This window comes from Paraburkholderia sediminicola, from assembly GCF_046027355.1.
Taxonomy (GTDB): Bacteria; Pseudomonadota; Gammaproteobacteria; order Burkholderiales; family Burkholderiaceae; genus Paraburkholderia; species Paraburkholderia sediminicola_B.
In genome coordinates, this window is sequence record NZ_JAQQEK010000024.1 from 103,260 (window position 1) to 127,485 (window position 24,226).

The 24,226-nt window shown below is 54.9% G+C and carries 19 protein-coding genes and 1 pseudogene; 12 read left to right on the plus strand and 8 right to left on the minus strand.

Going from position 1 to position 24,226, the window contains the following annotated elements; all coding sequences use genetic code 11:
• The first annotated feature begins 574 nt into the window (after window positions 1-574).
• The 7 genes from PQR42_RS32390 to PQR42_RS32420 all read left to right on the plus strand — a co-directional run bounded on the left by PQR42_RS32390 (window position 575) and on the right by PQR42_RS32420 (window position 6,799).
• Window positions 575-1,084: a contractile injection system protein, VgrG/Pvc8 family gene (locus PQR42_RS32390; protein WP_408494438.1), complete on the plus strand. Its 510-nt coding sequence runs from the start codon at window positions 575-577 to the stop codon at window positions 1,082-1,084.
• Window positions 1,085-1,333 (plus strand): hypothetical protein, encoded by a 249-nt coding sequence (locus PQR42_RS32395; protein ID WP_408494440.1) that lies wholly within the window; start codon window positions 1,085-1,087, stop codon window positions 1,331-1,333.
• A 949-nt stretch (window positions 1,334-2,282) separates the two neighbouring features.
• The gene (locus tag PQR42_RS32400) at window positions 2,283-2,618 is read left to right on the plus strand and encodes a hypothetical protein (protein ID WP_408494442.1); all 336 of its coding nucleotides are present in this window, start codon (window positions 2,283-2,285) and stop codon (window positions 2,616-2,618) included.
• Window positions 2,619-2,783: 165 nt separating this feature from the next.
• Complete coding sequence (locus PQR42_RS32405; RefSeq protein WP_408494444.1) at window positions 2,784-4,349, plus strand: recombinase family protein; 1,566 nt, start codon at window positions 2,784-2,786, stop codon at window positions 4,347-4,349.
• Window positions 4,346-5,248 (plus strand): ParB/RepB/Spo0J family partition protein, encoded by a 903-nt coding sequence (locus tag PQR42_RS32410; RefSeq protein WP_494478187.1) that lies wholly within the window; start codon window positions 4,346-4,348, stop codon window positions 5,246-5,248. The genes PQR42_RS32405 and PQR42_RS32410 overlap by 4 nt, the downstream gene beginning before the upstream one ends.
• Window positions 5,245-6,147, plus strand: a complete 903-nt coding sequence (locus PQR42_RS32415; RefSeq protein WP_408494446.1) for a plasmid partitioning protein RepB C-terminal domain-containing protein — start codon at window positions 5,245-5,247, stop codon at window positions 6,145-6,147. The genes PQR42_RS32410 and PQR42_RS32415 overlap by 4 nt, the downstream gene beginning before the upstream one ends.
• 301 nt (window positions 6,148-6,448) lie before the next feature.
• Complete coding sequence (locus PQR42_RS32420) at window positions 6,449-6,799, plus strand: hypothetical protein (RefSeq protein WP_408494448.1); 351 nt, start codon at window positions 6,449-6,451, stop codon at window positions 6,797-6,799.
• 314 nt (window positions 6,800-7,113) lie between these two features.
• On the opposite strand, the gene PQR42_RS32425 is transcribed toward PQR42_RS32420, so the two are convergent.
• The 3 genes from PQR42_RS32425 to PQR42_RS32435 form a co-directional block, all read right to left on the minus strand.
• Complete coding sequence (locus PQR42_RS32425; RefSeq protein ID WP_408494450.1) at window positions 7,114-8,016, minus strand: hypothetical protein; 903 nt, start codon at window positions 8,014-8,016, stop codon at window positions 7,114-7,116.
• Window positions 8,000-9,616, minus strand: coding sequence for a recombinase family protein (locus PQR42_RS32430; RefSeq protein WP_408494452.1), 1,617 nt, complete (start codon window positions 9,614-9,616; stop codon window positions 8,000-8,002). Before PQR42_RS32430 ends, PQR42_RS32425 begins: the two co-directional genes overlap by 17 nt.
• Window positions 9,617-10,275: 659 nt before the next feature.
• Window positions 10,276-10,860, minus strand: a complete 585-nt coding sequence (locus PQR42_RS32435) for a hypothetical protein (protein WP_408494454.1) — start codon at window positions 10,858-10,860, stop codon at window positions 10,276-10,278.
• Window positions 10,861-11,229: 369 nt separating this feature from the next.
• On the opposite strand from PQR42_RS32435, the gene PQR42_RS32440 reads away from it, so the two are divergent.
• From PQR42_RS32440 to PQR42_RS32460, 5 genes are read left to right on the plus strand one after another with little or no spacing between them, the layout of a single operon-like run.
• The gene (locus PQR42_RS32440) at window positions 11,230-13,773 is read left to right on the plus strand and encodes a type VI secretion system Vgr family protein (protein WP_408494512.1); all 2,544 of its coding nucleotides are present in this window, start codon (window positions 11,230-11,232) and stop codon (window positions 13,771-13,773) included.
• Between the two features lie 17 nt (window positions 13,774-13,790).
• Window positions 13,791-14,606 (plus strand): DUF4123 domain-containing protein, encoded by an 816-nt coding sequence (locus PQR42_RS32445; protein WP_408494456.1) that lies wholly within the window; start codon window positions 13,791-13,793, stop codon window positions 14,604-14,606.
• Window positions 14,607-14,636: 30 nt separating this feature from the next.
• Window positions 14,637-17,216 carry a T6SS effector BTH_I2691 family protein gene (locus PQR42_RS32450; protein WP_408494458.1) on the plus strand — a complete coding sequence of 860 codons (2,580 nt, stop codon included), beginning with the start codon at window positions 14,637-14,639 and terminating at the stop codon, window positions 17,214-17,216.
• 2 nt (window positions 17,217-17,218) lie between these two features.
• On the plus strand, window positions 17,219-18,187 hold the full coding sequence (locus tag PQR42_RS32455; protein ID WP_408494460.1) for a DUF6708 domain-containing protein: 969 nt from the start codon (window positions 17,219-17,221) through the stop codon (window positions 18,185-18,187).
• A gap of 44 nt (window positions 18,188-18,231) precedes the next feature.
• The gene (locus PQR42_RS32460) at window positions 18,232-18,516 is read left to right on the plus strand and encodes a PAAR domain-containing protein (protein WP_408494462.1); all 285 of its coding nucleotides are present in this window, start codon (window positions 18,232-18,234) and stop codon (window positions 18,514-18,516) included.
• 73 nt (window positions 18,517-18,589) lie between these two features.
• On the opposite strand, the pseudogene PQR42_RS32465 reads toward PQR42_RS32460, so the two are convergent.
• The 5 genes and pseudogenes from PQR42_RS32465 to PQR42_RS32485 form a co-directional block, all read right to left on the minus strand.
• A pseudogene (locus PQR42_RS32465) lies at window positions 18,590-19,207 on the minus strand (integrase core domain-containing protein); the annotation flags it as partial.
• Window positions 19,208-19,348: 141 nt separating this feature from the next.
• On the minus strand, window positions 19,349-19,819 hold the full coding sequence (locus PQR42_RS32470) for a 3'-5' exonuclease family protein (RefSeq protein ID WP_408494464.1): 471 nt from the start codon (window positions 19,817-19,819) through the stop codon (window positions 19,349-19,351).
• Window positions 19,820-20,382: 563 nt separating this feature from the next.
• Window positions 20,383-21,726, minus strand: a complete 1,344-nt coding sequence (locus PQR42_RS32475) for a TniQ family protein (protein WP_408494466.1) — start codon at window positions 21,724-21,726, stop codon at window positions 20,383-20,385.
• Entirely contained in the window at window positions 21,720-23,321 is a 1,602-nt protein-coding gene (locus PQR42_RS32480) for a TniQ family protein (protein WP_408494468.1), read from the minus strand. Before PQR42_RS32480 ends, PQR42_RS32475 begins: the two co-directional genes overlap by 7 nt.
• Window positions 23,209-24,222 (minus strand): TniB family NTP-binding protein, encoded by a 1,014-nt coding sequence (locus PQR42_RS32485; protein ID WP_408494470.1) that lies wholly within the window; start codon window positions 24,220-24,222, stop codon window positions 23,209-23,211. The genes PQR42_RS32480 and PQR42_RS32485 overlap by 113 nt, the downstream gene beginning before the upstream one ends.
• Window positions 24,223-24,226: the final 4 nt, after the last annotated feature.

Sequence of the window (24,226 nt, forward strand, 5' to 3'; positions counted from 1 at the left end):
TCGTTCACTCCATCAATACCGGCTTTGGTCGCAAGCGTTCCTCCGGATGAGTGTCGCTCCAACCTCTTTCTATTCACATTGCATGAAACAAAGCTTCCAGACTTTCGGGCCGATTTTTATGGGGCACCGCCTCTACCAATGTTTATTTGGGCTGGAAAACAGGAAGGTGCGGTTAGTTCCACAGTCGACGGTCAATCGACCAGGTTGAAAAATGCTACACGCATGATAGCTCGCCGTTAAAGTTGTGCGGCTAATACAAAAAATCGCGCTAGTGCACACCCAAGTCGGTGAGAAGACTGGTGGCTCATCAATAGCGGCACCCCCGAACGCATTATGAGGCGAGTGCCGCCGCCACAACATCGACGCATTAAATGTATACGGGCTGTCGGCCGCTCAATTAACTCCCCCTACTAACCGGGCAATCATCGCTGAGGCGGAAAAAAATACCTCTGACATTCCTTATTAGCAAACAATTCCGAATTTGTAAGCTGGGCGCACCGGCGTTTCACAAAAATTGTCCAGAAAGAATTTTCATCATATTATTCGGCGTGGCAATCCGGGGTGGAGTTGGAAAATGACGGTAAATGACCTGGCAACAGTGCTGGGCGCGGGGATGGACCAATCTCGACGCTTGTTGAAACTGGATACTGCGCTGGGCGAAAATGCGCTAGTGCCAGTCCGCGTGGTCGGCACTTCACGCATTGGGCGTAACTACGACTTTACTGTCGATGTCGCTTCGCTAAAAGATTCTATCGAGCTCAAATCCCTCATCGCGAAACCGGTGACGCTCTGGACTCAACAGACTGATTCGTCTTATCTGCCGCGTCACGGCTACGTGCACACTGCACGCTTTTTAGGTTCGGACGGTAGCGTTCAGCTTTACCAGATTAGCTTTTCGTCGTGGCTGCATTTCCTGAAATTTCGCAGTGACGCGCGGATATTTCAGGACAAGACAGCAGAGGACATTATCTCGGCGGTATTCGACGAGCATCCGCAGTCAAGCGGCGCGTATCGCTTTGACCTGCGTAACCAGCTTCCTTTGCTGTCTGAACGCGCCGCCTCTGTCTCGCCCGGAATCGCCTGAGTGAACGGCAAGAACTTGCGTCGTGGCCGAGGTCAGCACGTCAACCCGAAACCTTGTTTGTTGGGATTCCCGCTTGACTTGACCGCAAGAGTTTCGGCGCAGAAAACGGCCACGGAATATGCCTCCGGTAGGCCGAACTACCTGTCGCGCGGTAGTGTGATGAATTCCCTGCTTGGCTGTCATATCGACGGCAGCATGCGGTTTGTTCTGCATGATTTGCTCCGCTTGCAAATTAAAAGGGCGCATTAAACCCTCTCGACTTGCGAGATCAGAAAAAATTGAGCGCAAAAACTTGACCGCGGGCGGGGGATTGACGATACTTTGATTGACTAGATCGGGTAGCGTCAGCGCCCACCAGCGGGGCAAGCTTCCAATAGGGGGTTTGCTCCGTTTTTACATTCAGACCTCCTTTTATTTGCACCCGTCAAAATCGATGGACGAGCGCAGTGCTGCTTAAAATTAGCATCTTTTTGCAATAGAGACGTCATTTTATTGATTGTCGGCCTGCGATTAATAACTATTGCAGTATTTTGTGCTGCGAACCTGTCGCCTTGAGTTTAATTCGCAACGCTTTGTAGTTCCAGGAAAATTTCATTTTTTATTGCGCGATCATTTTCACCAGCGCAATGTACAACATTTATTGATTTGCAGATTTCGTTTGTCTCGGGATAAGGTTTTTGGCCTAAAAAATAAAATGGCCCGGAAGACGTATATCGCCGACCGGGCCATAGCAATGCTCTAAGTTTTCATAAACACTGAGAAATAATTTTCATCTCAGTGAGAATTTTTTCACGAACTCTGAAAACTGCAGGGAAACGGAATTCATTAGACTCGCCTCCCTTATTAATCAATAACTTGCTAACGTTTTCGGAACAATTGTTTTCTCGGCCCAAACCGAAATAGTTGGACTGCCCGGATTTGTGCCGCGAATTCGTTAGACTGAGTCACCCGTCCAAAAAACGCGCTGATTGAACGATCGCAGCCTTCGCCTACGTCAGCGTTTCTCGGCCGGGCTGGATGCCCGGCTGCCAACGAGCTCCAGATGACTATTCCACGTATGGAGCGCGTGATGAATAACGCCTGCCGTTGCGTCGCCTGTGGCAGCCTCTTCCATCCCCTATCTCACGTCCCAAATCAACGTTTCTGTTCGGCCCCGAACTGCCAGCGAGAGCGACGTCGGCGATGGCAACGGCAACACATGCGCGCCGACGCGGACTATCGCGAAAACCAGCTTCGTGCGCAGGCGAGCTGGCGTGCGCGACACCCCGATTACTGGCGGCAGTACCGGGCGACCCATCCTGCCTACAGCAAAAGAAACTCCGTCTTGCAACTCAAGCGAAATGCGCGACGACGTTCGGGCGTGATTGCAAACATGGACACGTCTCCGTTTGCACGACCGCTGTCATCCGGCTTCTACGTTTTGCGCCGCGCATCCGAGGAGGCGCTTGCAAAGATGAACGCGTACATCGTCCATATCACTGTGCTGTCTCCACCTGGTACGCCTTCGGCTCCTGATTGCAAAGAGAGGATGTGATCGACAAGTGCGTGGCACCTGCTACTTTTGTACCTGTACCCGCTCTCAACCGATCGTCGGACGCGATCCGCGATGTAGTTTTTTTAAAGCAGGGATCTGCCATGGTCGATGTGACCGAGCTGGCAGCTTCCGAGAGGGGGGAATGATTCTGCCTGGAGCAGGACCATGTCACCCGACAACGCAGGCGATGTAGCTGGCAAGCAGGCTCCGACGGCGCGGGCTGCCGAGTATGTGCGGATGTCGACCGAGCATCAGCAGTATTCGACGGAAAACCAGCGCGACAGAATCCGGGAGTATGCAGCGCGACACGGAATCGAGATCGTACGCACGTACGCCGATGAGGGGAAAAGTGGTCTCAGGATCGACGGGAGGCAGGCGCTACAGCAACTGATCCGTGACGTGGAAAGTGGTAACGCTGACTTTCGGGCAATTCTTGTCTATGACGTGAGCCGCTGGGGGCGCTTCCAGGATGCGGACGAAAGCGCCTACTACGAATACATCTGCCGACGCGCAGGTATTCAGGTCGCCTACTGCGCGGAGCAGTTCGAGAATGACGGATCGCCGGTCTCAACCATCGTTAAGGGAGTAAAGCGCGCGATGGCCGGCGAGTATAGTCGAGAGCTTTCGGCAAAGGTATTTGCGGGTCAGTGCCGCTTGATCGAACTAGGCTTTCGGCAAGGCGGGCCAGCGGGTTATGGCTTGCGTAGGATGTTGATTGACCAACACGGCCTGATGAAGGGAGAACTGCCCCGAGGTGAGCGCAAGAGTCTGCAGACTGACCGAGTCATCCTGATGCCTGGACCTGACAGCGAGATTCGCATCATCAAACTCATCTACGCGTGGTTCATTGAAGAGTCGCTCAATGAGTATGAAATTGCAGCTCGCCTCAACGGTATGCGCGTGCGTACAGACCTTGACCGTGAATGGACGCGAGCCACCATACGGGAAGTGCTGACTAACGAAAAATATATCGGAAACAACGTCTATAACCGCGTTTCTTTCAAGCTTAAGCAGATGCGTGTAATAAACACCCCGGATATGTGGATCCGGAAGGACGGCGCGTTCCAGTCAATTATCGCAAGCGAATCCTTTTATACGGCCCAAGGGATCATGCGGGCACGCGCGCGGCGCTATTCAAATGAGGAACTGATCGATCGCCTCCGCAATCTGTATCGCAATCGTGGCTACCTGTCTGGTGTTGTAATCGACGAAACGGAAGGCATGCCATCGACCTCCGTTTACATGTATCGCTTCGGCAGTCTTATCCGTGCCTATCAAACCGTCGGCTTTACACCTGGCCGCGACTATCGTTATATCGAAACGAACCGCTTCCTCCGCCAGATGCACCCAGAGATTGTCGCGCAAACTGAAAGGAAAATTGCTGACCTCGGCGGAGCCGTCAGACGCGATCCGGCCACCGACCTTCTAACCGTTAATGATGAATTTACGGCATGTCTCGTCCTTGCGCGATGCCAGACGCAGGTGCCGTCCCACAATCACTGGAAGATCAGGTTTGATACGAGCCTACTGCCTGACATCACAGTTGCCGTACGGCTGAATCATGAGAATTCTGCTGCGCTTGATTACTACCTGCTGCCGCGCCTCGATTTCGGCCAACCCCGCATTCGCCTGGCCGATCGGAATCCCATCGAATTCGAAAGCTACCGGTTCGATACGCTCGAATATCTTTACGGCATGGCCGAACGCTCAAAGTTGAGGAGAACAGCGTGAGCTACTCGCAGCAAACCGAAGAGGTCCGCATGATCCCGATAGACAGGATTGAAGTTATCAATCCGCGGGAACGTGATAACCATACGTTCGGCGAGATCGTTAAAAACATCCAGGCCGTCGGCTTGAAAAAACCGATCAAGGTGACACCGCGCGTCGGTTCCGATGACGCGGAAAAATACCTCCTCGTATGTGGAGAGGGTCGACTTAAAGCGTACAAGTCACTCGGTGAGACAACAATCCCCGCGCTGGTCGTTGATGTCAGCGACGAAGATGCATTCATCATGAGCCTTGCTGAGAATATTGCCCGACGTTGCTACCGTCCACTTGAGCTTCTTGCTGGAATTCGACGGTTAGAGGAACACGGCTACGGCGCCAGAGCAATTGCTGAGAAAACAGGGCTGAAACCGGACTATGTTGCTGGAATCCTTAGACTGCTTCATCAGGATGAAGAGAGATTGGTGATAGCAGTGGAGGCCGGTCGCATTTCACTGACTGCGGCACTCATGATCGCTGGCGCCGGGGACAATGATGCGGCTGTTCAGGCAGCACTTCAGGATGCGTACGAATCCGGAAAATTACGTGGTAAGCCCTTGATGGTGGCCCGACGCATCATAGAGCGAAGAAAAACGCTTGGACGTTCCGCCAGCCGGATTATGTCCCCCAAAACGGCGGAGGTAAGCAGCTCAAGTCTCTTGCGGGCATATCAAACCGAAGTCGCACGTCAGAAAGCGATGGTACGGAAGGCCGAGTTCGCGCAGCAGCGTCTGCTTTTTGTCGTTGGCGCGCTTCGGCAACTTTATACCGACGAAAACTTCATCAATCTCCTACGTGCGGAGGGACTAGCAACGTTGCCGAAATATCTTTCCGAACGCGTGTGGTCCAGTGGGAGCACAGCATGACGGGCGTTACACTGGCTTTCATTCCCGAACCATTGTTGGTATCCCTTGACAACCTTCTTCCCTCAAGAAAGCTGTCAGCGCAGGTTTTTGGATCACGAAAGTTTAAACAGATCACTGCGTCCATCAAAGAAGTCGGGCTTATCGAACCACTGTCCGTGACTGCAGCAGACAATGCTTCTGGACAGCATGTGGTGCTCGATGGCCATTTACGTTTACTTGCTATGCGGGAGCTGGCGTTTTCGGATGCTGCGTGCCTGGTCGCCACAGATGATGAATGCTATACCTATAACAATCGACTGAACCGGCTATCCACGATCCAGGAACACCGCATGATCCGCAAGGTGGTCGAGCGGGGCGTTTCACCAGAACGCCTTGCAAAAGCCCTCGCAGTAGACGTGTCTTCCATCGTGAAGAAAATGTCGCTCCTTGATGGTATATGCACGGAAGCAGCAGAACTTCTTGGGGACCGGCAGTTCTCGGCAGAGCTGTCACGGGTGCTTCGTAAAATGAAGCCAACGCGACAGGTTGAATGTGTGGAACTAATGGTTGCGGCGAACAGCGTAACCGTTCGGTACGCTGAGGCGCTGCTTGTTGCAACCCCCGCTACAGGCCTTCTCGCCGGCAAAAAACCCAAGAAGCTAACAGGAATCAGCTCAGAGCAAATGCTGAAGATGGAATCCGAGATGACCAATCTCCAGGATCAGTACAAGCTAGTAGAACAGACGTACGGTCAAGACGTGTTAAACCTGGTTCTTGCCAAAGGCTACCTCGCCAAGCTCCTCGAAAACGAGCCCGCGCGTCATTATTTACAGCGCCACCAGCCCGACTTGTTCTCCGAATTTGAGTCCATCGTCGCCACAATCTCTCTCGATCACAAGCACCTTGCGATCAATGCATAAGCTTCGCCTCGTAGAATTCCATCCATCGCCTTAGATTCCACAAATTCCCAGTACAACAACGTCAATGACCGCCCGCTCACGAAAGACCTCATAATGCTCATGTTGGGAGGCACTTCCTCATAGTCATCGAATGGGAGCTCTTTGAAGAACAGCTTCCATGCAAGTCAATCTGTGATGCGCGCTTGCTCCCAGGCTTCAAATCCGTCGAATGAAAGGACGCCGAATCGCACATTCACTCGAAACCCGCTTGCGATACCGGCCGATGATTAGCAACGAACATTGATTTCCTACCGCAATGTGTATGTCGACTACACCGAATTTCGACGATGAGGCGCGAGCCGAGCTGCTTTGCTATCTGGTCGTCGGCGAGCTGGTCGCGATGGCCCGAACAGGCGAATGGTTGAGGACCGATCATCTTGTCGAATCAGCGCGGATCTGGTTGCAGGCGAATGGCGCGCGATGCGACTGGCAAGATCGCGTTCACCTTGCCCGCATGGCGGCTAAACTGGCTCCTAGCGTACATGCTTCGTTTGCATTAACTACAGAACCGGCACTCGCACCGCTTTTTACTGACGGCTGGATGCTCGACTATCGATCGCCGATCGTGTGTGACATCCATCAACTCTGCGCTGACTACGTGCAGCGGTCATAAGCCGCTAGACCTTTACCAGCTGCGGCATATCGTACCTAAGCATTGAATTGAAGCAGTGAGACTTTTTAAGAATAGGGCGCATCTGTTTGAAGCGCTCACAGTCCGTGCCGCGTCCACCAGGGTGACGCGAAGCCGGATTGCGCGGCTGCATCCTTTGGCAATAGCGGTTAACGGTTAACGCAGGTTTTGGTTAGAAATTCTCGGGCTTGGCATCGTTCATTGGACACTGTGAAGGCTGTAGCGCAGAGACGCTCGAATAGGCGTGCCAGTCCAGATCGATGAAGCAACTCTGGCCGATTTGTTTCCGATGACGGTTAGAGGTGATCCTGCACGTAGGGTAACTTCATCGGCCGCTTGGGCTCTTTTGCCTCATTTGCGTCGCTCACGAATTGCCCGATGTACGTGGCGTGAGAAGGGCAATGCATGTGTAGCCAGGTGGAAACGACATTGTCCTGAACCCAGCCTCGTATATAACTGCTGCAAAGCGCGAGGTACAGTAGATTTTCGCTGTGATCTTGCGCAAACGCTGCCGCCTTCGCCTGCAGCACAATCAGGCGCTTCTCAAGCCTTGCTAGGCGTCTTTGCCGGCGGATGTCGAACTTGAATGCGCGCCCGTCCTGTTTTTGGCCGTCGCGCGGTGTTGCCAACAGAAGCGTGCGCGCCAGATCGCCGCTGAAGTTGTTCGCAGCATACATGACGCTAACGGCAACGATCCGCCGCGGTTCCGTCATCCGACTGAGTGCCGTCACCGTTCTTGCGGGCAATCGCTTTGCGTCGTCCAAATCGTCGGCCTGCATGCATAAACCAGCCAGGGAGTCGTCCCCGTTAGGATGCGCCATTGACGGGAACGTGACTTCTGCCGGCACGGCTGAACGTCCAGGCGGTTCTGTCAGTAGATGTTCGCAGATAAGGCGAGGTATCGTAGGGAAACCCGCACGCGTGAGGACGGCGATGAAGTCCGGATTGCTCAACACGTCCCTGAGGATGTCAATGAGCACGGTATGGCGTATTGCAGTCCTCTCCATGCCGGATACGATAAGCCGTTGTCGGCGTAATTCCTGCCTGATTGTTTCGTTAATTCTCTCGGCCAGACGTTTCCGCGGCACGGATACATTCTCGACATGACCGGATTTATCCGCCTGAATATGTTCACAGTTACCGGCTTTCCCGGAACGCGCGCGCGCAGGATTGTCACGGGTCTCATGGTCTTGTTGCACGATTTCGCCGTCCTTCAATGCATGAAGTGTGGGGGAGCACTTGAAGCGGGACTGTCTCTGACAAATCGAGGAGCGACTTGAGGTCTGGATGCCGGAAAGCGGCGAACCGGCTCGCTTCGTCCCGGTGGACGATCGTATATGCACCTGGCGTAAGACTGCCACGCGGAAAGAGGTAGAAGTCGAGCAGTTCCGGGTTTCCATGTGCGATGCGGGCGTAGACGAGAAAGTCGACAGCGAAACAGTCTGGCCAGCGGGCTACCCAGTACGGCACATGCGAATGAATGAGCCACGGGTATCTCACCACGAACTGCAGTCGTAGTGTCTTGTCCACGCACATCACGCTGGTGTGCTTCGCAAACCTGATGTCGTGTCCTAATTGCTCAAGCATTTCGGTCGTGACACTCACTACCGAGCGTTCCGTCCGTCGTTCGATGTATCTGTTTTCAGACCGCTCCGGATTGAGGTTGGGGGAATATCCGATCTCCCTGTATGCATCGTTCAGACTACCGAATTCCCGCATCACGCGCTCAACGGATGGGGCGCTCCTGTAGTGCCGCAGCGTAGCCTGCGTCAACTTCCCGGCCTTCTCTACGACTTTGCGCAATCCCTTTACGATCTCATCGCGCGTGGGCCTCCTTCTCCCACTGTCAAGCTTGCGTTGGACCGCGGCGAAGACATGTTTGCTCACGATCGCCTCAAATGCGTTCGGGACGCGTATCCACTCCGCCTCGGGTAACTGCTCCCAGGCGGCGTCAAGTTTGGAAGAAGTTCGACTGTAGATGTTGGTGCCGATGTACCGCTCGTTACGAAGAATTTGCAGTACGTTACGGGGAAGCCAGGTACCCCCCGAGCGGTTGCGCAGGCCAAAGTCATTCATTCGCTGAGCAATGCCTGTTGCGTTAATCCTTTGAGTGGCGTACCACTCAAACATCTTTCTCACAAGCGCCGCTTCGTTGGGAGGGCCGGGGGCGAGAATGATGCGATCAGCCTGAATACTCTTGTATTCGTACTGGGCAAGCGGACGGCGGCCTCCATGTCCAGCGTCTATGAGCACTCGTTGTAGTCCATAGCCGGGCGGCCCACCCGAATGGAAGCCGCGCTGGACACTTACGCAATGTCCCAGAAAAACCTTGCGCGATATCTCGCGACTGAATTCACCCGCCATTGCGCGTTTAAGCGCCTTGAGAACGCATGAAGCAGGGGTGCCGTCGTTCTCGAAGGGTTCCGCGACGTAAATAACCTTAACGCCAGCACGGCGACAGGCATATTCATAGAAGGCGGCTTCGTCCACGTCCTGGAACCGCCCCCATCGGCTCACGTCATAGACGAGAACGATCGAGAATTTGCGCGTAGGACATACGACATCCACTAGCAGCTGTGCCAGAGCGGGCCGCAGTCTCAGTGTCAGTCCGCTAATGCCGGCGTCTTCATAGTCCCGGACAATGCGGATGTTGTGAGTCAATGCATAATCGGCGATGGCCTGTCGCTGGAAGACCGGGGAGCATTGCTGATGATCAGTCGACATACGGATGTACTGCACGGCACGGAGTGGTGCGTCACTTCGACTGTTGGCCGGCTTAGGGGCTATCATGAAAAACATCCGTTGACGCACAGCTACGTGATAGCCAATCTGCTATCGAAGTCAAGAACCTTCGGCCGAGGTAGCCGAAGGTCTATTGCGAAAACGGATGCAACTGCATAGCGGTGGGAGCTAAGCCACTCATAAATTGACACGCAGCTTACCCTTCACACGGGCGTGCTTCTCTGCGTCTTGCGAGTGTGTGCGGAGCTAGGACCTCTGATGAAGATGCCCGCGCCGGCTACGTCCAAGTCTGGTCATGTCGGACGCAGTGAGTGGATCCGGCGTGACGGCCTTCCTTATTCTCAAACTGTCTTGTGTCGCACCAATCGGTCAGGACCTTGCCGCACCCTTCTGTGGCTGTCGCATTGCCAATGCGTTGAGCGCCGCTTTCCTTAGCATCTCTTATGACTTTCATTCCTTTCAGCGCTGAATAAAATTTGCCAGAATGCTGGAATGTGTGCCGAGCTGTGTATGCCATGCGGCCGTCGACACAGCTTTACGATGCTCCATTTCCTACTTTCCGAGGCAGTTGACCATCGTCCCGTTGATCGGACAAGCAACCAGTGAAAAGCAGCAGCGGCATAAACCTGCCTTCAAGGCAAGTAACACTGGGACGCACTGATTCGACGTCAACGGGCGCTAGGCGCTGTCGCGGCTCACTCAATTTTTTCCCGCTGCTACTTGGAATAAGTGATGGTGAGCATGACCATCATTGACCGTGGATCGGCCCGTACCGATATTGTCCCCCAATTGAAGACAAACGAATCGACACCTTGCGAAGTGGCAACAGGCGTCGTCTGCGCTTCGGTCATGATGAGTTTCACCAACGTCTTTTTTTCGCAGATGAGGTCGTCATCTGTTGCCGACCAGTCCTCTTTGCGAATACTCCCATCATTCCAGATGCAGTCGATCGCTGCAAATTTGCCTTCTTGAAAGCGGGCCGCCACCGCAAACGAGTGCCGCCAGATCATCAGCTCGTCGACACTGAAGGACTCCCAGCCGTTTTGAGCATCTAACGCCTTCCACCCTGCTCCCACCAAATCCGACACGGTCGTGCAATCGGGCGCGAGCACCGGTCCTGTGCCGACGTCAAGTACGCCGTTCGAAAAATTAAAGGTAGCCGACATCAATAACTCCCGGATTTTCAATACCAACGACATGGTTTCAGGCATGACTGGCATGCAGATATAAAGCAGGTATGCGACCTTGCAGAGTCGGACAATCGACTGCGCGACTGGGTTCGGAAGATTCCACGCATTCACGAATCTTTGCTAGGCCGCCTCGAACCACTCGCCGCTGGGAGGTCGCCGCGTTGCCGCTTATTGCCACTCAAAAATCTGTGTGCGGCAGAAATCTCTGGTTAAACCGGCCTCTTTGCTACTCCTTTTATGCCTCTAACGATTCCCTTCGACTATCGAAGGCGGGCGTAAATCAATTGCGATAGATGCAGTATGAATATCCGAGTGGTGGTTTGGGGCGCAGCGTCCGGAAATAACGACCGCCCTATTTTCTCGTCTGGCAAAATTTTCTTGTCAATTGTCAATTCTCCCGTGGGCACTCGGGATTTCATTGTTTGGATTGCTATTTCGTCTTATTATTTGCGCGTAAAAATTTGCTGGCGGGGGCGGAATATGACAATAAACGACTTGGCTACCGTAATTGGTGCTGGAATCGACCAATCGCGAAGATTGTTAAAGCTGGACACAGCTTTGGGGGCGAGCGTTCTGGTGCCGGTCCGCGCTGTTGGTACTTGTCGCATCGGTCGCAATTATGAGTTCACCGTTGACGTAGCTTCACTAAAGGATTCCATCGAGCTTAAATCCCTCATCGCGAAGCCAGTGACCTTGTGGACCCAACAGACCGATGCATCCTATTTGCCACGCCACGGCTACGTCCACACCGCGCGAATGCTTGGCTCGGACGGAAGCGTTCAGCTATATCAGATTAGCTTTTCCTCGTGGTTGCACTTCCTGAAATTCAGAAGTGATGCACGGATTTTTCAGGACAAAAGCGCAGAGGACATTTTATCGGCCGTTTTCGACGAGCATCCTCAATCACGCGGCGCATATCGCTTTGATCTCCGAAATCCGCTTCCACAGAGATCATTCTGTGTCCAGTACGAGGATGACTGGAATTTCGTGCATCGGCTCATGGAAGAGGAAGGTATCTTCGGCTACTTCGAGCAGGCGGAAGATGGCAAAGCGCATACGCTCGTCATTACAGACGACCTGTACTCTCTGAAAGCCTTGGCGCCGCAAGAAGTCTCTTTTTATCGCGCGGGCATTGGAAGCGAGACAGATGCTGTGGTGCATTGGGGTGGTGTACGCACTTTGCAAAGCGTGAACTACACCACGCGTACCTTTGACTATAAGGATCCGGCCTTCAAGAAGGAAATGTCCACTCCGACTGTCGACATGCAGGGCGACTTGCCCGACCAGGCAGAGGTCTACGAATACACAGGCGCCTATACCTACGGCACCAGCGACAGGGGGAATGCCCTGTCCAAGACTCGGATGGAGGAGTGGGAATCGCGCGCCAAGCGTTTCTTTGCTGCAGGAAGTGTTCGGCGCGCTGATGTAGGGCGCTGGTTTCAGCTGGAGGGGGCAACGGCGCTTGGTTCTGACAGTTCGGAGAACCGCCAGTTTGCAATTCTAGCCGCGACCTGGTACATCGAAAACAATCTTCCTGTGTCAACTGGGACGCAATTCCGTCATAGCCTCCAGCCGCAACTGGCCGAGGCGCGCGCATACCATGCGGGCGCGTCGGACGTCTTCAACGTGAAAGATGCAATCGGCGGCGATGGGTTCTTCCTCGTTGAACTGGAGACACAGCGCCGTACTGTCCCTTTTCGCAGTCCGTTCGAACATCGCAAGCCCCAGATGTACACCCAGACCGCAACCGTGGTCGGGCCGCAGCAGGACGAGGTGTTCACGGACAGCCTCAATCGGGTCAAGGTTCTGATGCACTGGGACCGCCAGAACGGTGGCGATGAGAAAGCGTCGTGCTGGCTGCGTGTCATGTCGCCGCACGCCGGCGGAACTCTCGGCGGTGTATTTGTCCCGCGCGTAGGACACGAAGTCGGAATTGTGTATCTGGACGGCGACTGTGATCGTCCGGTAGTGAGTGGCAGTCTCTTCAACGGACGGCAGACGCCGCAATGGCATTCCAACGGCCTACTGTCGGGATATAAGTCGAAGGAGTTTCAGGGGACTGGCTATAACCAGCTTGTGATGGACGATTCGACGGGTCAGAACCGTACGCAACTGTTCAGCAGTGTCGCGCAGACACACTTGCATCTCGGATACCTCATTGACCAGCAAGGCAACACCCGCGGTTCCTTTCTTGGAAACGGTTTCGACCTCAAGACCGACGCCTATGGCGCAGTACGGGCGGGGCAAGGCATCTTCTTTTCGACGTTCGCACGCGGCGGTTCTGCGAGTCAGCCTCTGGATGTTCGGGAGGCGAATGAACATTTGACGGAATCGACAAACGTCGTCGAGATTCGCTCGGACGCCGCCAAGGCTGTGCAGGCCGACGATTTGACGGACGCTCATTCCGACCTGCAGGCATTCACTAATGCGACGAAGCAGGAAATCACCGGCAGTACGAGCGGCGGTAATACCGCAGGTGGCGGCACTGGCACGGCCAACGGATTTTCCGAGCCCGTCATGCTGCTAGGTAGCCCCGTTGGCATCGGCCTGACTTCGATGAAATCAATTCATGCAGCGGCCACCGACCACGTCAATCTTGTCAGCGGGGCAAATACCCACGTAGCTGCCACCAAGTCGCTCATAGCAAGCGTTGGCGAAAAAATAAGTCTTTTCGCCCAGACCGCGGGGATGAAGCTGTTCGCTGGCAAGGGGAAAGTCCAGGTTATGGCACTTTCCGACAACATCGAATTGACAGCGGACAAGACGGTGAAGGTTGTATCGACTTCTGATGCCGTCTCGGTCGTCGCGCAAAAAGAGATCACGCTGACAGCGGCCGGCGCTGTAATCAAAATGTCTGGCGGGAATATCTCCGTGCACGCGCCTGGAGCACTCGACTTCAAAGGCGCTTCTCACAGCTTTGCAGGACCGCAAGGTGAGTCAGCGGCCAATTCGGTGCCGACGTCGGCCTCCTGCGCATCGCAGTTCGCGTCTGCCGCACAGAGCGGCGCAGCCTTAGTTGGCTAAGACTAAAAGGAATGCGTATGCCGATTTCAACCTATGTCATTGTCGAACCCAGCAACGGGGAGTTCGACATCCAGCCCGCGCCAAATCCTTATGAGATCGGCGAGCTTGTTCCGACCGCGCGCCCGGAACTCGAAGGCGTTGCCCCAATCCTCTATCGCCTTGAGCACCCGGACCAGCAACTGGCACGTGTCAAGGAGCTCGCCGAATATCACCGCCGCGAGGGACGTCCGCCACTTGTCTGTTGCATCATCGAGACGCCTGCGGACACCGACACGATACGACATCACCTGGCCGATTCGTTGGTGCTCGATAAGCCGGAGTCGGGAACCACCGTTTTCCGCTATTACGACCCTCGAGTGTTTGCGCATCTGCGCTGGATACTGGACATGCAGCAGTTCCTCGCCCTCACAGGTCCCACGACGCACTGGACCTACCTTTCGAGCGCTGGGAACTGGGTTGAGATGCCGCTAGAAGGCCTCCCGGGTCCCCGCGTCGAGGTCACCGAAGAACAGTTCGGGCAACTGGGGCGACTTGCCTTTGTCCGGCACGCTCTTGAACCGCTTACCGCTAAAAATATCTCAATGCCCGAGGACCTGCCTCGCCGTCTGGACACACAGCTGGTAAAGGCAGAGCGGTATGGGCTTCCGGACGAGGACCGTGTGCCGTTCGCATTGCACGGCGTGTTCGTTTCGCCAAATTTCGACCAGCACCCGCAGGTGAAATCCGTTCTCGCAGGTATTGGGCAGACGCCTTACACAGAGGCGGTGGCTGATTGGACCGACGATGACTGGTCGCGCATTGCACGCGAGAGTGCGTTGTACCAGTACCAATAATCACTATCCAAACAATACAAGGGAAGGCTCATGTTGCTGGACTCGGGCTACCAAAGTATCTCCGACCTCACGAAGGTCGCCGCAGCGGGTGGCGCGCCCGTCACGCAGTGCAAGATGTGCGAGAAAAAGGGACTACCGATCCTGCCGGTCAGGTATTCAGCCTTTGCCGCGACACGCGCACACGGAATTGACGGTGTTCCCATCCTGATGGGCGGCAATTTTGGACAGCATGTGATGGACATCGCATCGCGCAAAACGAAGTACACCTTGCGCTCGCTTCGCTATGGCTTCGTCTACGTCTTCTACCCGAAGACATCTAAGTGGCAGTGTTATGCCGTGACGAAGGAAGGCTACGTCTATGACTACCCGCTCGACGCCGTGCTAGATCGTTCGACGGAAAAGCCCTTTTCCTGCACCCAGACCGGTCATCCGGAGCTTGCGCAATGCATAACCATTGAGAATGCCGAAAAGGCAGGGACCGTGTACCTGGCGTTCAGTACGGTCCAGTGGACAAAGACCGTCCGTGACCGGTATGCGAAGAACAGTGAGGGATGCCGAACCAAGCGTATGCAGGCGTTCGATGCGGCGGGCTGGTTCGCCAGCCCCGGGGCAAACGTCCCGCACGCCACGAAAGCGACCGATGTTCAGAAGTACGTGGCGGAATACAAAGGCGGAGCCGGGAAGGCCTTTGTAACTTCGCCGTTCCCGTTTCGGGAACGAAGCTTCGAAACGGCTGCACTAAACGCGGCGATGGACCACCTTGCTCCGCACAAGGGCGCGGTGTTCGCGCTATGGGATCCGATTGGTATCACGCAGGAACTCAACATCGAAAATAAATACGCTTACGGCGTTGTGATGGCAGATCATCAATGGGGCACATGGTCGGCCGAAATGGTGGAGAACGTGAAGGAAGTTGTCCAGGCTGGGGCTGTCAAGAGTGACGAGATCTTCGAACAGATGGCCGAAGGCCAGATGATGGAAGCTCAATCGATGGGCGCGCTCTGGGATGGCGGCAAGCAGTTGGAGAAAAACCTCTCGGACATGCGCGCCAACCAGATTGCCGAACTTCCGAAAGTGCGCGAAGAGGCCTGGAAAGAGTACGCAACGGCTGTAAGCGAGACCGCTGCGACCGAATACCGAAACAAGATGAAAGCGGACCTCGCACAGGAGGGGAAAGAAACCTGGACGCCCTTGTCGATGGACCATGCCGCATGGCTCGGCTCGCCAAACCTTGCGCACGTATTTCATTACGACCACGACGAACAGGACCCTCTGGGTGGCGCATGGTACGCAATGGCGTTTCACGACTGTATTGCGGGTGCCTCGGCGCGAAAGGAAGGGCTAGATCTGTTGTACAAGTGGTTGCAAGGTAAGTCGGATGATCACAATAACCTCCTGCTTCGTGCAATGGCGTTGAACCAGGCGGTCAACGCCCAACATCTTCTGGCAGCCGGAGACTTTCCCTACACGGAGTTGCGCGAGACATGCGCAAAAGCCATTGAGACGTGGTTTAACTCGGCGAAAGCACTCGAGAGTAAAGCGCCTCGTTTTTTCGCCGATTTTTACAAGACGGGTTCGAAACTCATATACGAGATTGGAGCGCCTGTTGCGAAGTTACTCTCGGAGAGTATCGATACAGTCGCTGCCAAAGCTGCTGTCCTGATGATTTCTGCGCGCAGCGGCAAAGTGGTGATTGAACACTCCGTCCGAGGTACGCAGTCCCAATGGGTCACGTACTTTGCCCGTCAAATGTGGGAAATGATGCCGGCCGACAAGCGGCCGACAATGAAATCGCTTAAGGCCTCGATCCGAGCCCAGTTCACTACAAAAGGCGCGGAGGGGCCGGTTACAGAGGTGCCTCAATTCATCATTGTCGACCGGGATGGGTTGCAGAGTCTGAATGTGAGCGGGACGAGCAAGGAAAAGGCGGCGAGCATTACCAACCCGGCCAACAAACTCATGTTAACGGATGAAGTGATTGAGAAAGAGTTTGCTCCCACCTTTCGCAAACTCACCGGAGGTGAAGTTGCGGGCGCGGGCATTGGCGCAGTATTCGCCGCGATCAATGTTTTCTTTGCCGCCAAGGAGTTCGAGAAATCGACCCACTTCAACAGCACGGAGACGATGCTCAAGTTCCGGACATCAATTGTCGCGTTGGGCGGTGGGGCCATGGCCTTAGCGGGGAACTCCCTGGAAGCCATGCACAAGCTGGAACTGTCTTTGCCCCGATATCTTTCAGCGGCGGCGGCTGAGCGACTGCTACTTGCGAGTCGGCTGCTGGCAGCGCCGGCTGCCCTGATCGGCGTCTGGTATGACGGGGTCAATGCGAAGGCAGCGTGGAAGGAAGGCCATGTGGGCCTCTTCCTGGCATATTCGACCTCGGCGGCAGCAGGGCTCGCCCTCACAATCTGCGTAACTTTCGGAGTGCTGACCTCGCTTATCCTACCGCTCACTATTCTGTTAATAGTCATCGGTCTGATTATCATGTGGTTCAAGGAAAGAGAACTGAAGGAATTCCTTGGCCGAAGCTTTTTCGGAACGAATAAGAAGGACGACCGATATACTTCGTTTGCTGAAGAACAGAAAGCCTATAACGGACTTGGAGCATAACGATGGCTTGGGATGGTACGGTTTGGGTTAAGTTAAAGCGTCCGCTTACGGAGGAAGAGAAGGCTCGTCAGCTGAAGGTGGAAGTTGCCGCTAGCGAAACGCCGAATGATGACTTCACGGTGTTCTCCATGAATGACGTTTTCCTGGAAAGCACCAACGTCGCATTCATGCAGCGAGGTTTGCTAACGTACGGCTGCCTGGCAATTATCGCGGGAGGTGGTTTTTTCGCATGGGTTATGCTTTGGTGCCTGAATAATCCTCCTGGCAACGGTAGCGTCCACGGGGCGACACTTGCTATTGCATATGGGTTCGCTACGTTATTTCTCGTATTTGCATTGGCTGTTGTCTTCATCGGTCTCTGGGGGCTGCGTCAGGAAAACTTCACCTGGACGCGATTTCCGATCAGGTTCAACCGACAGACTCGAACGGTTTACGCCTTCAGAGGAGCCGGCTCGAAGGGCGTAATAACCGTACCGTGGGATAAAGCGTTCTTCTTCGTCGAGCCTCGCCCGCGAGACCCGATTTCACGCGCCTACGTGTTTGGCATTCGGTGCCACGTGCTGGATGAAAGAGGCATCGTCACGCAGTCGTTTTCGGTAGGCCACCGTGTGGTCACCATCTCCGATGAGACCACGGAGAATGGTCGCTCGATTGTCGATGGCCTCAAGCGTCAGTTTGAATATATCCGCAGATATATGGAGCAAGGCCCGGGCGTTTTGTCCTATCCGGAACTTGTTCCCACGCAGGTATCGCTCGCCAACTCGATGCGTATCTGGCGACGTGCCGACCGTGCGATCCTGGCCGAGCGCAACCTTTTCACAACACTGCTCGTGGTCGTTTTGAGCCCGTTTATTTACTTGATTGCCTTGTTGCACTACATCGGGCAACGAACGAGCCGACAGCCGGTGTGGCCTGCAGACGTGGAGCGCGAATGCGAGCGGGCGCCGCTCGTTGAGACAGTCCGGGCGTAGCTCTCAAGACGACACGTGTCTGCCTGGGAACGAGGAAGGAATGTATGGCGCGACGAATCATATTGAAGGGTGATAAGACAGACCGTAATGGCGAGGTGCTTGAGGGTGTGGCTACCTCCATGTTTGAAGGGCGTCCCATTGCCTATCACGGAGCGCCGGTGTTCTGTCACACGTGTAATACGCAGGGTGTTATTGTGGGCGATGGACCATCTTTACCCATGACTTTTATGGGTAAGCAACTCGCGCTCGAAAACGATATCTGCAAATGTAAGTGTGAGCCGCCACCGCGGCTCGTAGCTTCGCAACATCAGGCGTCTATATCGGTTTGAGCCTTGCGATCCTCTGCTGACGTTTTAGATGCTGTGTGGAGTTGCCCCTGTAACTCAGGACGCCCGGACACCGTTAAGTTGATGATGCAGCGGTCCGCCGGAACTCCCGGGGGGAATGGTACTTCAGTGCCTTATGCGGGTGGCGCTCATTGTAATGTTCAAAGGCGCCAGCCAGATGCGAGAGCGCTGTCGGCACATCGGGCTTGTGCATAACGGCAATGTAATCGTGCTTGATTGTCTTCACGAACGACTCGGCCATGCCGTTACTCTGCGGCGAACGAACGGGTGTAGTCAACGGCTCCAGACCCAGCTCGCGAGCGAAACTGCGCGTGCGATGGTCGATGTAGGCAGAGCCGTTGTCCGACAGCCATTCGATAGGTGCGGCTGCCCGCGTCGTGCCGAAGCGTTGCTCGACCGCTGCGAGCATCACATCACGCACGACGTCGCCGCTATGGCCGCCAGTAGTCGCTGCCCTGCTGATGGCTTCCCGGTCATGGCAGTCCAGCGCAAACGTCACGCGCAACGGCGAGCCGTCGTCACAACGGAACTCGAAGCCGTCCGAGCACCAGCGGATATTACTCTGGTCAACGGCAATGCGTCCATCATGTCGGCGAGTATCGCGACGTTGACCAAGGCGCCGAAGCAGCAACTGATGGTCGCGCATGACGCGATAGACCCGCTTGGCGTTCACGCACTGCGCACCAGTCAAAAAGATACGACCTCGCCCTCGCGGCTATAAGGAGCTTGTTCGAGAATCTGGAGGCGGCGGTTGCGGCATCCCGGTAGCTTGCTCCGTTGACGTGGTATCGCCAACAGGGTGTACCGTTGTGCTTCATCGATAAGCAGCGCGATTTGCACGTGCGTCATAAAGTGCATGATGCCGGCCACCGTGCTCGCTGAAATACTGCTCCCTCCGAACTGGATCTATTCTCAAGCTAATCAGCTTTTCTTTCCAACCTGCAGGCTTCCGGCCAATGAGTTCCCACAAAAGCTGAAGGTCAATCGGATGGTCGTAGCAGATGACGGGCCGTTGTCTTAAGCCGCTAAACTTCGACATCCAGATTCGCGCTGCCTCGGCCAAGGCGTCGCGCGTCATAATGCACCCCGGAAATTTTCCGAGCTGAGGTAATACCTGGGCTCGCACAAAAGCGCTGCAAACTTCCTCATCCACCTCCGCAACCTCGCCGTAAAACTCGTGTCCGTCTTCGGACACCATCGCAAAGCTTATCAAGCGAGGTGCCGCGATATCAGTAAATTCCGTATCGATATATATGCGGCGTTCCCAAGGATGGATCGTGCTCACAATGGCGCCTTATAAAAGTATCGATGCAAATGCTAGCGCATTTGTTCCGTTTTGCGGGCGTCCATCCAGGCAAGCCACCCTTTTCGATAAGCTCGCGCGTCCACTAACGCGTGATGCTCGCGATTGTCGCTCTCGTAGTGCGCCATTACAGCCCGGTGATAGGCCGTTGTATCGATCAGCGGGCGAAGATCGTAGTGGGTCGTTTTTAGATTCCGTGGATGCAAGTCGGCCAAGAAGTACAGCAGGAAGTCGAAATCTGTCGCCGAGTCGCATGCCACCTGTAGTGAACGCGGGGCATCCCCGAACCACCTTATCAAACGTTCGCGCGCGACGGAGCTTGGCATCGCGGGGCCCTGCAGCAACGGTAGCGCTTCCCGTTTGGCGAAGTCCGAACAGCCGTCAAGCTACCAGGTATCCGTCAGCTCCACGTAGAACTCACGTCTGCCATCCTCGCCGACTATTCCACGGCTGATCAACTTCGGCGTTAGCTGCGGTAAACCTGTGTATTCGGTACCAAAAAAGAACAACATCTGTCCACCTCAGGTTTGGCCGCCACCATCGTCTCATTGAGCCACCGGCGCGCAATTTCGCGAGTCTGCCGAACGGCCCGATATTTCAGGATCAAGCGCAGCAACATCGCTGGCGGAGAACCTCCAAACTGTGCGTCCGTCAACTGTCGGCCCACTAACCGGCCGCAGCTTGCCCGACGCCAGAAGAGCATATGCGCCTTTACGCGATAGATGCAATGCCTCGCGTGTTTCCGACAAAGTCAGCCACCGTGCCTTTTCCGCACAGAGCACGTCCAGTGTATCTCGACGCACCGTTCCCGAGATGCGACCCGCTGTAGTTGCGTGAAGTTGACCACTGAGCATTCCCCGCTCAATGAATGAGCACACAACGCTTCGCTTGACGCCCAGCTGCTTTGCCGCAGCGGTTAGTGGAACCCATTTATGTCCCATACGCGTAGACTTCGACAGTCGACGGTTTCTATCCGCCAATTGCCCCGGCCACTCTTCCCGGATATATGATTCAAATTCGCGACGGAGAAAATCAAACTGCTTGTGTCCGAAGCGTTTGTACAAGGCAGTGTAGAAATAGCCAAAGCGTTTGGTTAAGCGAGCCGAATGTGCTTCGCTACACGCTTTTGAAATCAGGCTAGCAAGCAGATTGCGATATCCGCTTGGCCAATTGATGAGCCCCTCGCCCGCCGCCTGACTGATTGCGCTGGCGACAGTAATCTCGTGCAGATCCGCTATTTTTGTCGGCTTCTTTGTGTCGTTCCTCGCATATCCGCCGAGAAAGATGCATAGGGTGAGAAGGTCTTGCGTGCCGAGATGGTCGAATGGCGGCGCCAGAGTGAAAAACTCACTGGCAGGGCAGGCCTCAAGCATGGAGGAAACGTAACTGCTAATTGCGATGCACCCGGCCGAAGCCAGCACCGTGGGCATGCCGGTGAGCGATGCGCCACAATCGCAAGTCGCAACGTGACTTCTCTTCCACGACAGTGGCTTGTGACAGTTGCAGCATGAATCAAGTAGCGCTGCCCGATGAATGGGACAGGCGGTCACAAGTGTGACGTCCCATGCGGCACGCCAGTATGGTTTGTTGGCGAGGCAAGCACCACAATATCTCGGCCGCCGACCGTTCCAGAATTGCCGTTCCAAGCCGCCGGTGTCATCCGCCTTCAGATGCGGAAACCCCGTAATCGCTCCACGCAGCCCTTTCATCGACATTCCGCCGAGCATGGAACTTACACGTGCCAATCCGTCCCCCTCTGCCACCCCCGACGCCAACAAATTGAGGTCGTGCAAAGATGTGAAACCGTTCGCTTCGAGCAGCCGAAGCAGGAAGCCGGTAGCACTCTCGTTCTGAATCGCCTTCGGACGAACGAGCAGCAGCTTCACCATCTGCCTCCGCCGAGCTGGGCGACTGACAGCGCGGAAACAAAACAGGTATCGAGTCTGATAACGTCTCCGGACTTGCGGAAGAGGCGAACCCTTTCAGTAGCAATGCCGGCGATGATTCGCTGCAATAGTGATCCGCTCTGCCTGGAAAGAGCATCAAGCGACACTACTCTCGTTGATGTCGGACATGAGGCAGCCATATCGCATAGCCATTGCGTAAAACGCTGCAGCTCCCAGGCAGGCACCCAGCGTTCGTAGATCATAGGGCGAAGCAGGCCGCATCGAGAGATTACCCTTCTCTGATGCGGTGTAGCACCGACAAGTCGTTCCACTTCTTCAAAGCTGTGCATCCCTGTCGGTAAATTCCGGAGACGCTCTACGAAACTGGCAATACAGGTTTCATTCGATTCCGCCGGCGCCTGAACACCCATAATCGTGGCATATTCAGTGGCGGAAGCACGAAGCGCTGGTATTCCTTCCCTACCTAGCGCAACTGCGGAGGGGCTTATCGCCAAGCCGGCATCGTGTGAATGCACTATGAGGTTCGACAGGTGTTGGTCGACCGCGGCACCAAGAAACGACGGCAACCTGAGCGCACCGGATGAGCGTGCGATATACCAGTGCGGTGGGCGGTCTCTGAGTCGCTTTAGCGACATCAACGGCGCGCCATCATCATCGCCTGGAGGCAGGGCTCCCCAGCAGGTGTTTATTTCATCGAATGTCGTGCGTGGCCAGCTCTGGAGTACCCGCGCGGCGACCGAGATAGCTTTTCGATCCTGCTTGCTTTCGCCAGCCTTCGGGACATGAAATCCATAAGATCCCGAGCATGTGCTTGCAAAAAAAGTGTGCATTGCCAGCCATTCCAGTGCACTGATATTTGCCAGCTCATCGCAAAACCGCTGCTCCAGGAATAGATCCGCTCCAGAACGTCCCTGCAACCTCGCGACGAGAAGCTTTGTGAGCAACGAAACGTCCATCGGTGCTTGTTCAAACGCTGCATCGCGGAGATCAAATCCACACTTACATGCGAAGACGCTACATCCATCCCAGGTAGTCGATTTGCCGCATGCAGAGCATCTGTCGACAAGCCACAAGCGATGATTTTCACAGACCACCACAGCGCGAAAATTCCAGACCGCCTTGAATATCCCAGTCTCGCTGATACAGGCAGGGCAGAACGCTTTGCGGCGATCTCGATAGAAGCAAACTCTGGCAAACCGATCAGCACGATTCGTCCCTTTGCTAGTTACCTGAGTGCGGCCGATGAGTTCGCTTAGATCATTTTCATCTGCGCCTATGGAGCCCGCGAAGCGCCGGAAGCCGCCGACGGCGTTCAGCTCGCGTTTCACCGCATTTCGAAATCGCCATAGCGCCGTCTCATCCGTATATCCATTGGCGGTGCCAAGCCTTTGGACATAGCCCCGGAAATCCTCATCCGGGGCTGGTTCCGGGAGACGGAGAAAGCGCCTCAAAGGAGAGTGCCGGTCAATAGCCAAAGAAGGGCTCCTCGTGCAGCGTAAGCGGCCGATTGACGAAACGACGATCAAACGGGTTTTGGGTCTCCTTCGCGTCCGGCCATATTCCTTCAACAAAAGCACGTCCGAGCAGATCCAGATCGAAAGTCGTCTTTTCTTCGTCGAGCGCAATCTGGACCGCGACGCTCGTCAGAGTCGTGACGTAACCCATGAGACCAAAAGTCGCAAAGTGAATTGCTTCGATGACTCTCGCGTCACCCACAAGCCCATCCGCCGGTGGTACAGGCAGACTTTTCCAGAACGAATGCACCAGTACTTCAAAAACACGTCTCGCTCGCGTGCTGCGGATGGAAAAGGGTTCGAGTGAGATCTGCCGGGAAAAGCGTCGACGAAGCTGCTCATTAGTTTGAAGAATTCGCCTGCAACGGCTCAGCCCCATCAGTACGAAGGGGACCTTCGTTATATTGATGAGGTACTTCAGCCAGTCAGCAACTTTGGTTTCGATTTTCTCGCTGGAGTGATCGATGAAGTGCTGGAATTCATCCAGAATGACCAATTGCACACCACAATTTTTGAAGAGAGTGACGATGCGCTCTGTCATTGCCTCCGCGGATCCTCGGGCAAACAGCGGGTCACCCATGTCAAGAAGAATTCGCTCTGCAACGTTCTTGATTGTTGGCTGGGCGGGTAGTTCAAGATGAAGCACGCGAATTTCCGTTCCTTCATCGGTCTCCCGCGGTGGATAATGCTTCGCATATTCCTTCCGTAGAGTCGACTTGCCGCTGCCAGACACGCCTGTGATTAGCAGGCATCCGGGTTCTTCGAGCCCAAAGCGCCCCATTCGGTGGCAACGCCGAATAGCAGTAATTCCTGTGGCAAATACCGGATGTTCAATCAGTGTGTTTCGAACTGAAGCCACTAACGCGTCTTTGCTATCGTTAGGACCGTTGTCCTCGCTTTTGGAGGAATCGTCGTCCCGGCGATCATCTTCGCTTTTCAGGTCAATGCAGATCGTGCTATTCATGACA

Bases quoted from the DNA above. Each gene is read 5' to 3' on its own strand.
- PQR42_RS32475 (WP_408494466.1), bottom strand. From the start codon at position 21,726: ATGGTGAAGCTGCTGCTCGTTCGTCCGAAGGCGATTCAGAACGAGAGT.
- PQR42_RS32445 (WP_408494456.1), top strand. From the start codon at position 13,791: ATGCCGATTTCAACCTATGTCATTGTCGAACCCAGCAACGGGGAGTTC.
- PQR42_RS32460 (WP_408494462.1), top strand. From the start codon at position 18,232: ATGGCGCGACGAATCATATTGAAGGGTGATAAGACAGACCGTAATGGC.
- PQR42_RS32430 (WP_408494452.1), bottom strand. From the start codon at position 9,616: ATGTTTTTCATGATAGCCCCTAAGCCGGCCAACAGTCGAAGTGACGCA.
- PQR42_RS32420 (WP_408494448.1), top strand. From the start codon at position 6,449: ATGTCGACTACACCGAATTTCGACGATGAGGCGCGAGCCGAGCTGCTT.
- PQR42_RS32405 (WP_408494444.1), top strand. From the start codon at position 2,784: ATGTCACCCGACAACGCAGGCGATGTAGCTGGCAAGCAGGCTCCGACG.
- PQR42_RS32390 (WP_408494438.1), top strand. From the start codon at position 575: ATGACGGTAAATGACCTGGCAACAGTGCTGGGCGCGGGGATGGACCAA.
- PQR42_RS32455 (WP_408494460.1), top strand. From the start codon at position 17,219: ATGGCTTGGGATGGTACGGTTTGGGTTAAGTTAAAGCGTCCGCTTACG.
- PQR42_RS32415 (WP_408494446.1), top strand. From the start codon at position 5,245: ATGACGGGCGTTACACTGGCTTTCATTCCCGAACCATTGTTGGTATCC.
- PQR42_RS32485 (WP_408494470.1), bottom strand. From the start codon at position 24,222: ATGAATAGCACGATCTGCATTGACCTGAAAAGCGAAGATGATCGCCGG.
- PQR42_RS32400 (WP_408494442.1), top strand. From the start codon at position 2,283: ATGCGCGCCGACGCGGACTATCGCGAAAACCAGCTTCGTGCGCAGGCG.
- PQR42_RS32450 (WP_408494458.1), top strand. From the start codon at position 14,637: ATGTTGCTGGACTCGGGCTACCAAAGTATCTCCGACCTCACGAAGGTC.
- PQR42_RS32440 (WP_408494512.1), top strand. From the start codon at position 11,230: ATGACAATAAACGACTTGGCTACCGTAATTGGTGCTGGAATCGACCAA.